The sequence below is a fragment of the Variovorax sp. W2I14 genome (assembly GCF_050435205.1).
In the GTDB taxonomy this organism is placed as follows: domain Bacteria; phylum Pseudomonadota; class Gammaproteobacteria; order Burkholderiales; family Burkholderiaceae_C; genus Variovorax; species Variovorax paradoxus_C.
Genome location: NZ_JBNDJX010000001.1, coordinates 4,201,136 through 4,214,184 on the forward strand (window position 1 = coordinate 4,201,136; position 13,049 = coordinate 4,214,184).

Genomic DNA, 13,049 nt, shown 5'->3' on the forward strand with positions numbered 1-13,049 from the left:
CTCAGTGGTTCCTCCGCCGTGCCGCAGCCACGGCCTCTCGGGCCGCGTCCGCCATGTCGTCGGCCGTGATGATCGGCAGGCCCGATTGCGCGAGGATCGTGCGGCCCAGGCTCTCGTTGGTGCCCTTCATGCGCACCACCAGCGGCACCGAGAGTTCGACCTCGCGCGCCGCCGCGATCACGCCCCGCGCGATCACGTCGCACTTCATGATCCCGCCGAAGATGTTGACCAGGATCGCGCGCAGGTTGGGGTTGCGCAGCATCAGCTTGAAGGCCTGCGTCACCTTCTCGGCCGTCGCGCCGCCGCCCACGTCCAGGAAGTTGGCGGGCGAGCCGCCGTAGAGCTTGATCACGTCCATCGTCGCCATCGCCAGGCCCGCGCCGTTGACGAGGCAGCCGATGTCGCCGTCCAGCGCGATGTACGAGAGATCGAAGCGCGAGGCCTCGAGCTCGGCCGGATCTTCTTCGTCAAAGTCGCGCATCGCCACGATCTCGGGCTGGCGATAGAGCGCGTTCGAATCGAAGTTGAACTTGGCATCGAGCGCGATCACGCGGCCGTCGCGCGTCACGACCAGCGGGTTGATTTCGGCGAGCGACGCATCGCTCGCGTCGAACGCCTGGTAGAGGTTCTGCATCAGCGTGCGCGCCTGCATCACCGACTTGCCCGAGAGGCCGATGCTGCGCGCCACGATGTCGGCTTCGCTGCCCTTCAGGCCCGTGGCCGGGTCGATGAGCACCTTGTGGATCTTGCCGGGCGTGCGCGCAGCGACTTCCTCGATGTCCATGCCGCCTTCGCTCGACGCCATCAGCGCCACGCGGCCCGATTCGCGGTCGACCACCAGGGCCAGATACATCTCCTTGTCGATCTCGATGCCTTCTTCGACCAGGAGTCGCTTCACCACGCGGCCTTCGGGGCCGGTCTGGTGGGTCTTGAGCGTCATGCCGAGCAACTGGCTCGCGTGCCGGCGCACTTCGTCGACCGACCACGCGAGCTTCACGCCGCCGCCCTTGCCGCGGCCGCCGGCGTGGATCTGCGCCTTCACCACCCAGGCGCGGCCGCCCAGGCGGGTGGCGGCGTCGGCGGCTTCGTCGGCCGAGGCGCATGCGAATCCGCGGGGCGTGGTGACGCCGTATTTGCGCAATACGTCCTTGCCCTGGTATTCGTGGATATTCATGGCAATTGATGGCTTCAGGCGCCCAATTCCGCGCCGCGGCTTTCGGCCCAATTGAAATAGCGGCGGCGTCCGAGGCCTTCGCTCAATTCGCGCTGCTGGTGCACTTCCTTCTTTTGCTCGATCACCTCGGCCAATGACTTGGCGTCGTAGGCGCGCAAAAGATGCGGCTGGTGCGTGGCGAGGTAATGGCAAATACGCTCGGTGCCGTCCTGGCTCTGGCGCAGCAATTGGCAATAGGTTTCGCGGTCCCAGTGCCAGCGCAGGCCCAATTCGTAGAACGCCGCGTTGTAGGCGTTGCGCTCCGTCTCGGAGCTCCAGTATTGAATAGGCAAATCGTCGATCATCATGAAATTTCTCCTAGAAATTGAATGCCGGGCGACAAATGGCTTGTGGGCTGGCATGGTCAAAATGTAGATTCGATGATCGATAAATAATAGTTAAACTATTTTATTGAATGCATTTGCCATGCGTTATATGTGAATTGGCAAAGGAGAGCGTGGCTGTCCATTGCAAATGGCTCTCGCCATTTGCAAAAAACGCTTTATTTATCGATCGGCCGGCGCGCTGTTAATTCAAATCACGCGCTCGGTGCGCAGCATGGCAATTTCGTCCACGCCATAGCCCAATTGCCGGAGCACTTCTTCGGTGTGCTCGCCCAACAAGGGCGCCCGTGTCACCTCGGTCCGGCTGTCGGACATCTTGATGGGGTTGCCCACGGTCAGGTACTTGCCGCGCGTCGGGTGGTCCACCTCGACGATGGTGCCGGTCTCGCGCAGCGATTCATCGGCGGCGATTTCCTTCATCGAAAGAATCGGGCCGCACGGAATGTCGTATTCGTTGAGGATGTCCATGGCCTCGAACTTGGTCTTGGTCATGGTCCATTGCTCGATGCGCGCGAAGATGGGCTTCAGGTGCAGCAAGCGCGCGGCCGGCGTGGCGTAGGCCTCGTCGGTGATCCAGCTCTCCTCGCCGATCACCTTGCACACCGCCGGCCACACCGCACCCTGCGTGATGAAGTAGATGTAGGCGTTCGGGTCGGTCTCCCAGCCCTTGCATTTGAGGATGGAGCCCGGCTGCCCGCCGCCCGAGGCGTTGCCCGCGCGCGGCACCGCGTCGCCGAACTTGCCGTCGGGGTACTGCGGGTACTCGTGCATGGTGCCGGTGCGTTCCAGGCGCTGCTGGTCGCGCATCTTCACGCGGCAGAGGTTGAGCACCGCGTCCTGCATCGGTGCGAGCACCTGCTGGCCGCGCCCGGTGTTGTTGCGCTGGTAGAGCGCGGCGACGATGCCCAGCGCCAGGTGCAGCCCGGTGCCGCTGTCGCCGATCTGCGCGCCGGTGACGACGGGCGGGCCGTCTTCGAAGCCGGTGGTCGATGCGGCACCGCCCGCGCATTGCGCGACGTTCTCGTAGACCTTGCAGTGCTCGTACTTGCCGGGGCCGAAGCCCTTGACCGACGCGACGATCATCCGCGGGTTGAGCTTCTGGATGTGTGCCCAGGTGATGCCCATGCGGTCGAGCGCGCCGGGTGCGAAGTTCTCCACCAGCACGTCACAGGTCTTGATCAGCGTGTCCAGAACCTGCTTGCCCTTGGGGTTCTTGGTGTCCAGCGTGATCGAGCGCTTGTTGTGGTTCAGCATCGTGAAGTAGAGGCTGTCCACACCGGGAATGTCGCGCAGCTGGGCGCGCGTCGCGTCGCCTTCGCCGGCCCGTTCGACCTTGATCACGTCGGCGCCGAACCAGGCCAGAAGCTGGGTGCAGGTGGGGCCCGACTGCACATGCGTGAAGTCGAGAATGCGAACGCCTTCGAGTGCCTTGCTCATCGTGTTGTCTCCTGTCTTATTTGTTCGTCGCGGCTTCGACTTCTACCAGACGGGCGCGCAATTTGCGCTCCTCGGCGAAGCGGGCGGTTTCGTCGCGCACGATGGCGACGATGCCCGAAACCTTTTGATCGGGGGCGAACAGCATGGAGACCGTGAAGGCGATGGAAAGGGTGTGGCCGTCCTTGTGAAGGGCGGGCACGCGCAGCACGTCGGCACCGTATTTGGTGACCGCCGTTTCCATCGTCTTGTTGTAGCCATCCCAATGCCTCTGGCGTTGTCGCATGGGGATGATGATGTCCAGCGACTGCCCGAGCGCTTCGGCTTCGGTAAAGCCGAAGATGCGCTCGGCAGCCTTGTTCCACAGCGTGATCGCACCCTTGGCATCGCAGACCATGATCGCGTCGCCGGCTCCGGCGACAAGTTGCTCGAAATCGATGGTCGATGAGGTCAAGGTGCGCTCCCGCTTCTTTCTCTTTTCGCTACGGCCTCAGACGGCCTTGGCTTCGCGCAGGTTGTCGATCTGGGCCTTGGAGTAGCCCAGCTCGGCCAGCACTTCTTCGGTGTGCTCGCCCAGGAGCGGCGAACCGGTGATCTCGGGCTTGAGGTCCGAGAACTTGATCGGGCTGCCCACGGTGAAGTAGCTGCCGCGCTCCTTGTGCGGCACCTCGACGATCGAGCCGCTGGCACGCAGCGATTCGTCGTTCAGCAGTTCCTTCATCGTCAGCACCGGCGCGCACGGAATGTCGAACTTGCGCAGGATGTCGACCGCCTCGAACTTGGTCTTCTCGGCCAGCCAGGCTTCGATGGTTGCGAAGATGTCGGTGATGTGCGGCTGGCGCGCCTTGGCGGTCATGTAGTCGGGGTCGGTCTTCCATTCGGGCTTGCCGATGGCGTCGCAGATCGGCGCCCAGGCGTGGCCCTGCACGGTGAAGTAGATGTAGGCGTTCGGGTCGGTCTCCCAGCCCTTGCACTTGAGCACCCAGCCCGGCTGGCCGCCGCCGCCGGCATTGCCGCCGCGCGGCACCACGTCGCTGAACGTGCCGTGCGGGTACTGCGGGTATTCCTCGAGGTAGCCGAGGCGATCGAGGCGCTGCTGGTCGCGCATCTTCACGCGGCAGAGGTTGAGCACCGCGTCCTGCATCGAGCAGGCCACGCGCTGGCCCTTGCCGGTCTGCTCGCGGCCGATGATGGCCGTCAGGATGCCGATGGCCAGGTGCATGCCGGTGTTGCTGTCGCCCAGAGCGGCGGCGCTCACGGTCGGCGGGCCGTCCCAGAAGCCGGTGGTCGATGCGGCGCCGCCGGCGCACTGCGCAACGTTCTCATACACCTTGAGGTCTTCGTAGTGGTGGCCGTCGCTGAAGCCCTTGACCGAGGCGACGATCATCTTCGGGTTCAGTTCCTGGATGCGCTCCCACGTGAAGCCCATGCGGTCGAGCGCGCCGGGGCCGAAGTTCTCGACCAGCACATCCGATTCCTTGATGAGCTTCTCGAGCACCAGCTTGCCTTCGGGCTGCTTGGTGTCCAGCGTGAGCGAGCGCTTGTTGCTGTTGAGCATGGTGAAGTAGAGCGCGTCCACATCGGGAATGTCGCGCAGCTGCGAGCGCGTGACGTCGCCGGCGCCGGGGCGCTCGACCTTGATGACGTCGGCGCCGAACCAGGCCAGCATCTGCGTGCAGGCGGGACCGGCTTGCACGTGCGTGAAGTCGATGATCTTGATGCCGTTGAGGGGTTTGTTGTCGCTCATGTGATATCTCCTGGATGCTGAATACGGGATGGGATTACTTCTTCTTCGCCGTGGCGGGGTTCAGGCTCGTGATGCGCCCGCTCTCCGTGCCCGCGGTTTCGTCGATGACGGCGTTGATCAGCGTCGGGCGACGCGAGGCGACGGCCTCGGTCAGGGCCTTCTGCAGCTCGTCGGCGGTGGTGGCGTTGACGCCCACGCCGCCGAAGGCTTCCATCAGCTTGTCGTAGCGCGCGTTCTTCACGAACACGGTGGGCGCCACGTCGGCGGTGCCGCTCGCGTTCACGTCGGTGCCGCGGTACACGCCGTTGTTGTTGAAGACGATGATGCAGATCGGCAGGTTGTAGCGGCAGATGGTTTCCACCTCCATGCCGCTGAAGCCGAAGGCGCTGTCGCCCTCGATGGCGATCACCGGCTTGTCGGTGACCACGGCCGCGGCAACGGCAAAGCCCATGCCGATGCCCATGATTCCCCAGGTGCCCACGTCGAGGCGCTTGCGCGGCTCGTACATGTCCACGATGCTGCGCGCGAAGTCCAGCGTGTTGGCGCCTTCGTTCACCACGATGGCGTCGGGCCGCGCCTTCACCTGGTCGCGGATCACGCTGAGCGCGCTGTGGAAGTTCATCGGCGACGGGCGCGCGGCGAGCGTCACGGCCATCTTCGAGAGGTTCTTGTCCTTGCGCTCGGCGATGGCGCCGGTCCACTCGGTCGGCGGCTTGGCCCACTTGGCATCGATGCCGCCGAGCAGCGCCGCGACGCAGGAGCCGATGTCGCCGATCACCGGCGCGGCGATGGCCACGTTGCTGTCGATCTCGGTCGGTGCGATGTCGATCTGGATGAACTGCTTGGCGCCCTTGTCCTGCGCCCAGGTCTTGCCCTTGCCATGCGAGAGCAGCCAGTTCAGGCGTGCGCCGATGAGCAGCACCACGTCGGCTTCCTGCAGCACGTAGGAGCGCGCGGCGGCGGCCGATTGCACGTGCGTGTCGGGCAGCAGGCCCTTGGCCATCGACATCGGGAGGTAGGGAATACCCGTCTTCTCGACCAGTGCGCGGATGTCGGCATCGGCCTGTGCGTAGGCGGCGCCCTTGCCGAGCAGGATGAGCGGCTTCTTCGCGCCCTTGAGCAGGTCGAGTGCGCGCTTCACCGCATCGGGTGCGGGGATCTGGCGCGGTGCCGGATCGACCACCTTGATGAGCGATGCCTTGCCCTTGGCCGCATCCATGGTCTGCGCGAAGAGCTTGGCCGGCAGATCGAGGTACACGCCACCGGGGCGGCCCGAGAGTGCCGAGCGAATCGCGCGGGCGATGCCCACGCCGATGTCTTCGGCGTGCAGCACGCGGAAGGCGGCCTTGCACAGCGGCTTGGCGATGGCCAGCTGGTCCATCTCTTCGTAGTCGCCCTGCTGCAGGTCGACGATTTCGCGTTCGCTCGATCCGCTGATGAGGATCATCGGGAAGCAGTTGGTGGTCGCGTTGGCCAGTGCCGTGAGGCCGTTCAGGAAGCCGGGGGCGGACACCGTGAGGCAGATGCCGGGCTTTTGCGTGAGGAAGCCCGCGGCGGCTGCGGCGTTGCCGGCGTGTTGCTCGTGGCGGAACGAAATGACCCGCATGCCCTCGGCCTGCGCCATGCGCGTCAGGTCGGTGATCGGGATGCCGGGGAGGCCGAAGATGGTGTCGATGTCGTTCAGCTTCAGCGCATCGATGACCAGGTGGAAGCCGTCGGTCGTTTCGGCCTCCGGTGCGTCGTCCGCCACCGGTTTGAGGGCTCGCACGACCGCATCGCCGTCAACGGCCCGGCTCGTGGGCTTGAGGGCGTCGTCCAGGGTCGTGGATGCCTCTTTGTCCGTTCTTACTGAAGACATGTCTCTCCTTCTGCTTTGGTGAATGGCCGAGGCCCGAGCCGGGACTATGATTCGGGGGCATGCTTTCGAACGTTGACCTCGGTCAACTTTCCGGAAAACGGCACCGGCCAGATGAACCAGAAGTTGTTGCGAATTCGAGCAAGACGGGACCCATGACGTTGTTGGAAAACCACCCGGAAAAAAACATCATTCGCGCGCAGCTCCGGCAGAACGTCCTGCTCAAGGACCTGAGCGAGAGCGACCGCGCAGAACTCGAAGCCCACCTCGTGATCGTGGACGGCAACAAGGGCGATTTCCTGTTGCACCAGGGGGTGCGCGAGATGGAGCAGTACTTCATCCTCGACGGCATCCTCAAGCGGGTCGTGAGCAACCCGGAAGGCAAGGAAATGATCCTTCGCTTCGCCGACGAGCACGACATGGAAACGAGCTATGCGGCACTGCGGCTGGGCACGCCGACGCCCTACGGCATCGTGTGCGTCACCAAGGCCCGCGTGGCGAGCCTGCCGCTGAAGGAATGGATCACCTTCTTGAACCGGCACCCCGAGACGAAGGAGCTGTTCGAGTACCTGGTGATGAAGGGGATGAGCGAGATCATGGCGCACACGATCACGCTGCATTTGCTCGATGCGCCGGGGCGCGTGCACCGGTTCATGAGGAAGCACCCGGAGCTTGAAGACCGGATTCCTAGCAAGGAGCTGGCTTCTTATCTGAATCTCTCCGCGGAAACCCTTAGTCGGCTTCGCAAGCGCGGGAAGATTTAGGCGCGGCTTTTGGGGGGTTGGGATTTGCTCCCTCTCCCGCTTGCGGGAGAGGGTTGGGGTGAGGGTGCAGCGGCCCTCATCACATCACGGCGTCACGTCGAAGGCCCTCCCCTCACCCCAGCCCTCTCCCGCAAGCGGGAGAGGGAGCAAGACAAACCGCAGACTCAGGTCTGTTTGGCCGATGCGAAGCGCCGCGAAGTCGCCATCAACCGCAGTTGGTTGTGCACCCCGGTCACGCCGGGCACAGCGGCCGCCACCGCTTCGGTTTGCGCGCGCTCTTCCGAGTTCAAGACGATCCCGCGCAGGATCACCTCGCCCTGGTTCGCATCGACCGTGACGCGGATGTCGCTCGTCTCCGTCTGCTCCTTCAACGCCGCTTTCACGCGCGCCTGCAGCGCCATGTTTTTCAGCAGCGCGCGCGACTCGGGCGTCTCCGCGAACTCGGGGCGCGCCACCAGCTGGCGGATCTGCTCGACGCAGCTGTCGACGGTCACGCGGTCGGTGTTCAGCACCAGGTCGTAAAGCACCGGGTCGCCCCAGGTCACGCCGAACTGCGCATGCATGCGCGCCGCGTGCGCCTGGTCGCTGCGGCGGATCTCGGCTTCGGCGAATGCGGCGTCGTCGGTCTCGAGGTCGCCCATCAGCCACTCGACGCGCTTCTCCATGGAGCGCGTGATGCGCACGCACACCACGTGCGGCACTGGGCGCAGCAGGCATGTGGCGCCCCAGCCGCGCAGCACCACGTTGCCGCGGTCGGCCAGCGCGAAGAGTTCGTCGGCGGTGTAGAGCGCGACGCTGCGCTGGTCGGTCTTCAGGCGCTCGAAGAGGCCGGCCTTGCCGCCGCGCAGGCGGCCGATGAGGCTCTTGGAAACCTGCATCTTCTCGGCCACGTGGTCGATGACTTCGTGGCGCATCACGGCGAGCGAGAGCGTTTCCGCGAGCTTGACCGAAACGTCCTTGGCGAGGGAACCCATTTCCTGGGTCAGTGCGATGACTGGCATGTGTGTGTGCTCCTTGTGCTTTCTCTCTCAATCCACCGGACGCTCGACGGCGAACTCGTCGGGCTTCTTGGGCGGCTTGATGAGGGCGATGCCCTTGGAGATCAGCGGCCAGAACAGGAGCACCAAAGCCAGCGTCGTGATGCCACCCACCAGCGGGTTCGAGAACATGATCATCACGTCGCCTTGCGAGACCAGCATCGCCTGCCGGAACGAGTCTTCGGCCTTGTCCCCGAGCACCAGCGCGAGCACCAGCGGCGCGAGCGGGAAGTCGAGCTTCTTGAACAGGTAGCCGATGACGCCGAAGCCGAGCATGAACCAGATGTCGAGCATCGCGTTGTGCACGGTGTAGGCACCGATCGCACAGATCACGATGATCACCGGCGCGATGATCGAGAACGGGATGCGCAGGATCGAGGCGAACAGCGGCACCGTGCTCAGCACCACGATCAGGCCCACGATGTTGCCCAGGTACATGCTGGCGATGAGGCCCCAGACGAAGTCCTTCTGCTCCACGAAGAGCAGCGGCCCGGGCTGCAGGCCCCAGATCAGCAGGCCGCCCAGCAGCACGGCGGCGGTCGGCGAACCGGGGATGCCCAGCGCCAGCATCGGCAGCAGCGCGCTGGTGCCTGCGGCGTGCGCCGCGGTCTCGGGAGCGACGACGCCTTCCATCTGGCCGGTGCCGAACTTGGAGCCCTTCTTCGACATCTTCTTGGCGAGGCCGTAGGCCATGAACGAAGCCGGCGTGGCGCCGCCGGGCGTGATGCCCATCCAGATGCCGATGAGCGAGCTGCGCAGCGACGTGACCCAGTACTGCGGCAGTTGCTTCCAGGTTTGCAGCACGACCTTGGGATCGATCTTGGCGCTCTTGCCGGAGAACTTCAGGCCCTCTTCCATCGACAGCAGAATTTCGCCGATGCCGAACAAGCCGATCACCGCGATCAGGAAGTCGAAGCCGCGCATCAGCTCGGGCTGGCCGAAGGTCAGGCGCAGCTGGCCCGTGACCGTGTCCATGCCGACAGAGGCGAGTGCGAAGCCGAGCGCCATCGACGCGAGGATCTTGAAGGGCGACCCTTTCCCCATGCCGACGAAGCTGCAGAAGGTCAGCAAGTACACCGCAAAGAATTCGGGCGACCCGAACTTGAGCGCGAACTTCGCGACCAGCGGCGCGAGAAAAGTGATCATCACCACCGCGATGAAGGCACCCACGAACGACGACGTGAACGCCGTGGTGAGCGCGGCGCCCGCGTTGCCCTGCTGGGCCATCGGATAGCCGTCGAAGGTGGTGGCCACCGACCAGGGTTCGCCGGGGATGTTGAACAGGATCGAGGTGATGGCCCCGCCGAACAACGCACCCCAGTAGATGCACGACAACATGATGATGGCCGAGGTCGGCGACATCGTGAACGTGAGGGGCAACAGAATCGCCACCCCGTTGGCGCCGCCCAGCCCCGGCAGCACGCCGATGAGCACGCCAAGAATGATCCCCACGAACATCAGTGCGATGTTCATCGGGGTCAGGATCACTGCAAAGCCCTGCATCAGGGCGCTGATTTCGTCCATTTCGCTGTGCTCCGTGAGTTCAGTAGCCGAGGAACCGGAGGGGGTCGAGTGCGCCCTTGAACAGGGGCACCTTGAACCACACCTCGAACATGCAGAAGAAGACCGTGTTGACCGCGAGGGCCGCGATCACGCTCTTCACCCACGAGTACTTGCCCAGCACGATCATGAAGAGCGCGATGTAGACCGCCGATGCGACATACAGCCCCACGAAGGTGATGCACAGCACGTACACGCTGGCCGGCACCAGCACCGAGAGCACGCGCTTGAGCTGCACGGAATCCACGAACACCTCGGTGTTGCGGTTCTTGCCGAGCAGTGCCTGGTACAGGATGCCCGCGCCCGAGATCGTGATGATCACGCCGATGAAGAACGGGAAGTAACCCGACCCCGGCCCATCGCTCGTCCAGCCCGCGCCGAGCTTGCGGGCCTCGAACACCACCACCAGCCCGATGATGAGCAGCAGCGCCGCGACCACCGCCTCGACCACGTAGGTGGCGACGCCCGAACGCGGCGCCCCATCGGAAATTTCTTCGTGCTCCATGGAGCCCCCGTCGTTTGTGTGTGAGAGAAAGAAAGCGCGATCGCGCCAATCAACCAAAAACCGTTCGCTGATCGGCAGCCAACCGTTCGCGCCGATCAACAGCCAACCGTTCGCGCTGATCAACAACCAACCGTTCACGCTGAGCTTGTCGAAGCGCCGCGCAAGGCTTCGACAAGCTCAGCCCGAACGGGCGGCGAGGCGAAAGAGCCCGTGCATCCTGAGCCTGTCGAAGGGAGCCCGAACGGTTGTCGTCAATTCATCGACCGCGAGTCCGGCTTACTTGTTGCTGGCCAGGAAGCCCGCGTCGGACATCAGCGTGCGGTGCGTCGTCTCGGCCGTGGTGAGCCAGTCGGCGAACGGCTTGCCGGTCATGAAGGTCGGGTTGAAGGCGCCCTTCTCCATGTATTCCTTCCACTCTGGCGTGGCGGCCACCTTGGTCAAGAGGTCCGTGTAGAACTTGAGCTGCTCGGGTGTGACGCCCGCGGGCATGAAGATGCCGCGCAGCATCGTGTACTTGGTGGGCACGCCCGCTTCCTTGCAGGTGGGCACGTCGTTCCACGATTGCGTGTCGGTCACCTTCGCCTTGAAGGGCATGCGCTCGTCGTCGAACACGCACAGCGCGCGCAGCTTGCCGGCACGCCATTGCGCGACCGCCTCGATCGGATTGTTGACCGTGGAATGCACGTGGCCGCCCACCAGCTGCACCGCGACCTCGCCGCCGCCCTTGAAGGGCACGTAGATGAACTTGGTGCCCGTGGCTTTCTCGAGCGCCACGGTGATGATCTGGTCTTCCTGCTTGGAGCCGGTGCCGGCCATCTTGAACTTGTTGGGACCCGCGGCCTTGGTGGCGGCGATGTATTCGCCGGCCGTCTTGTAGGGCGCGTCGACGTTGGTCCACAGCACGAACTGGTCGAGCGCCAGCATCGCGACGGGCGTCATGTCCTTCCAGTTGAACGGCACGCCGGTGGCCATGGGCGTGGTGAAGAGATTCGACAGCGAGATGATGATCTTGTGCGGATCGCCCTTGGCTTCCTTCACCGCCAGAAAGCCTTCGGCACCCGCGCCGCCCGACTTGTTGACGACGATGAGCGGCTCTTTCATGAGCTTGTATTTGATGACGATGCCCTGCAGCAGCCGCCCCATCTGGTCGGCGCCGCCGCCGGTGCCGGCGGGAATCACGAACTCCACGGGTTTGGACGGCTCCCACGCGAAGGCGGGGGTGGCTGCGGCCAGCGCCAGGACGGCCGCGCCAAGAGCTTTTACAGGCCAGCTGCGGACGGCCTGCGAAGCGATGTTTTTCATCGTCATGTCTGTCTCCAATCTGTGTAGGGTTCGCCCTTTTTTATTCTTGGATCTGAGCGGAGATACGAACAGGGCGGATGTTGCGCGCACGCGTTCCGCGTCGACTTGACCGTGGTCAACTTCTTGGAGATTTCGTATCGGGGTTAGCCCGCGCTGGCCGGTTTTTTGCAGTGCAGCGAAGCGGCGGCGGGAACCCTATAAAATCGCGGCGCGCACCGGCAACCCCTCGCCGGCCGGGCACCCAGCCCATCGCGCCAGTCGTCTTCGTAGTTCAATGGATAGAACGGGGTCCTCCTAAGACTCAGATACAGGTTCGATTCCTGTCGAAGGCACCAGCACCCGCACCAGCAAGCCGGCTTCGAGCCCCGGATCAGGCCGTCGGTCTCGGGCCGAACATGATGATCGCCATGCCAGCGAGACTCACGGCCACGCCAACCCAATCGGTCATCGTCGGCCGAATGCCATCGACCGACCAGAGCCACAGGATCGCCACCCCGATGTAGACGCCGCCGTAAGCGGCGTAGACACGGCCAGCCGCCGCCGGATGCAACGAAAGTAGCCAGGCAAAGAGCGCCAGGGCCATTCCCGCGGGCAGCAGCAGCCAGGCTGAACGATCCTGCTTCAGCCAGAGATAGGGCAGATAGCAGCCGACGATTTCCGCCAGCGCCGTCACGATGAAGAGGGAGAGGGTCTTGAGCACGTCCATCCCGCGATTGTCCTGGCATGCGGCACCGAAGCCCTTTGAGCCGCACGCGGGTGCAGCCCCGCATGACGACGAGATTGGACTGTTATCCGATCAACCGATCCGCCGAGCAGCGCTCGGCTTTACTTGGCACCCACCGCCTGCGGCGTATTCCGAAAACTGATCGCCATCCGGTTGTAGACATTCATCAACCCGATCGCGATGGTCAGGTCCACCAGCTCCCGCTCCTCGAAGACCGCCCGTGCCGCGTCGTAATCGCCGTCCGGCACGCCCGTCTCCGCCACCCGTGTCACCGACTCCGCCCACGCCAGCGCGGCACGCTCGCGTGCGTCGAAGAGCGCACCCGCTTCGCGCCACGCCTGCAGCAGCGCGAGCTTTTCAACGGCCTGCCCTTTCTTCAACAGATCGCGCGTATGCATGTCCAGGCAGTACGCGCAGTTGTTGATCTGCGAGACCCGCAGGTACACCAGGTCGACCAGCACCGGCGGCAGGCCGCTCTGCGCGACGTAGCCGTACACGGTGCCGATGGCCTTGATGCCGGCCGGGGCGATCTGGTTGTAGTCGAGGCGTTGGGTCATGGTGTCG

The 13,049-nt window shown here is 64.3% G+C and carries 13 protein-coding genes and 1 tRNA gene; 2 read left to right on the forward strand and 12 right to left on the reverse strand.

The features are described 5' to 3' along the window. Position 1 precedes the first annotated feature (1 nt). The 6 genes from sucC to oxc form a co-directional block, all read right to left on the reverse strand. Positions 2-1,174: an ADP-forming succinate--CoA ligase subunit beta gene (gene sucC, locus QF040_RS19780; protein WP_429612481.1), complete on the reverse strand. Its 1,173-nt coding sequence runs from the start codon at positions 1,172-1,174 to the stop codon at positions 2-4. Positions 1,175-1,188: 14 nt separating this feature from the next. Then, entirely contained in the window at positions 1,189-1,575 is a 387-nt protein-coding gene (locus tag QF040_RS19785; RefSeq protein WP_307501673.1) for a hypothetical protein, read from the reverse strand. 171 nt (positions 1,576-1,746) lie between these two features. Then, complete coding sequence (frc, locus tag QF040_RS19790) at positions 1,747-2,994, reverse strand: formyl-CoA transferase (RefSeq protein ID WP_307601474.1); 1,248 nt, start codon at positions 2,992-2,994, stop codon at positions 1,747-1,749. Positions 2,995-3,010: 16 nt separating this feature from the next. Beyond that, the gene (locus tag QF040_RS19795) at positions 3,011-3,445 is read right to left on the reverse strand and encodes a PAS domain-containing protein (RefSeq protein ID WP_013543560.1); all 435 of its coding nucleotides are present in this window, start codon (positions 3,443-3,445) and stop codon (positions 3,011-3,013) included. A 36-nt stretch (positions 3,446-3,481) separates the two neighbouring features. Then, positions 3,482-4,738 (reverse strand): formyl-CoA transferase, encoded by a 1,257-nt coding sequence (frc, locus tag QF040_RS19800; RefSeq protein WP_013543561.1) that lies wholly within the window; start codon positions 4,736-4,738, stop codon positions 3,482-3,484. 34 nt (positions 4,739-4,772) lie between these two features. Then, positions 4,773-6,596, reverse strand: coding sequence for an oxalyl-CoA decarboxylase (gene oxc / locus QF040_RS19805; RefSeq protein ID WP_429612482.1), 1,824 nt, complete (start codon positions 6,594-6,596; stop codon positions 4,773-4,775). Between the two features lie 152 nt (positions 6,597-6,748). Here oxc and QF040_RS19810 point away from each other — a divergent pair, with 152 nt between their 5' ends. Next, entirely contained in the window at positions 6,749-7,357 is a 609-nt protein-coding gene (locus QF040_RS19810) for a Crp/Fnr family transcriptional regulator (RefSeq protein ID WP_013543563.1), read from the forward strand. Between the two features lie 164 nt (positions 7,358-7,521). Here the strand turns inward: QF040_RS19810 and QF040_RS19815 are convergent, their stop codons facing one another. The 4 genes from QF040_RS19815 to QF040_RS19830 all read right to left on the reverse strand — a co-directional run bounded on the left by QF040_RS19815 (position 7,522) and on the right by QF040_RS19830 (position 11,767). Then, the gene (locus QF040_RS19815; RefSeq protein ID WP_429612483.1) at positions 7,522-8,358 is read right to left on the reverse strand and encodes a cytidylate kinase family protein; all 837 of its coding nucleotides are present in this window, start codon (positions 8,356-8,358) and stop codon (positions 7,522-7,524) included. 27 nt (positions 8,359-8,385) lie between these two features. Further along, the gene (locus tag QF040_RS19820) at positions 8,386-9,918 is read right to left on the reverse strand and encodes a tripartite tricarboxylate transporter permease (RefSeq protein ID WP_013543565.1); all 1,533 of its coding nucleotides are present in this window, start codon (positions 9,916-9,918) and stop codon (positions 8,386-8,388) included. A gap of 19 nt (positions 9,919-9,937) precedes the next feature. Further along, positions 9,938-10,459 (reverse strand): tripartite tricarboxylate transporter TctB family protein, encoded by a 522-nt coding sequence (locus tag QF040_RS19825; RefSeq protein ID WP_307501657.1) that lies wholly within the window; start codon positions 10,457-10,459, stop codon positions 9,938-9,940. Positions 10,460-10,735: 276 nt separating this feature from the next. After that, entirely contained in the window at positions 10,736-11,767 is a 1,032-nt protein-coding gene (locus QF040_RS19830; protein ID WP_429612484.1) for a Bug family tripartite tricarboxylate transporter substrate binding protein, read from the reverse strand. A 254-nt stretch (positions 11,768-12,021) separates the two neighbouring features. Between QF040_RS19830 and QF040_RS19835 the strand changes: the two genes are divergently transcribed. Next, positions 12,022-12,096, forward strand: a tRNA-Arg gene (locus QF040_RS19835). Between the two features lie 35 nt (positions 12,097-12,131). Here the strand turns inward: QF040_RS19835 and QF040_RS19840 are convergent. Continuing rightward, a complete protein-coding gene (locus tag QF040_RS19840; protein ID WP_307601466.1) occupies positions 12,132-12,467 on the reverse strand; it encodes a YnfA family protein in 336 nt (111 codons plus the stop codon). A gap of 119 nt (positions 12,468-12,586) precedes the next feature. Beyond that, positions 12,587-13,042, reverse strand: a complete 456-nt coding sequence (locus QF040_RS19845; RefSeq protein ID WP_429612485.1) for a carboxymuconolactone decarboxylase family protein — start codon at positions 13,040-13,042, stop codon at positions 12,587-12,589. Positions 13,043-13,049: the final 7 nt, after the last annotated feature.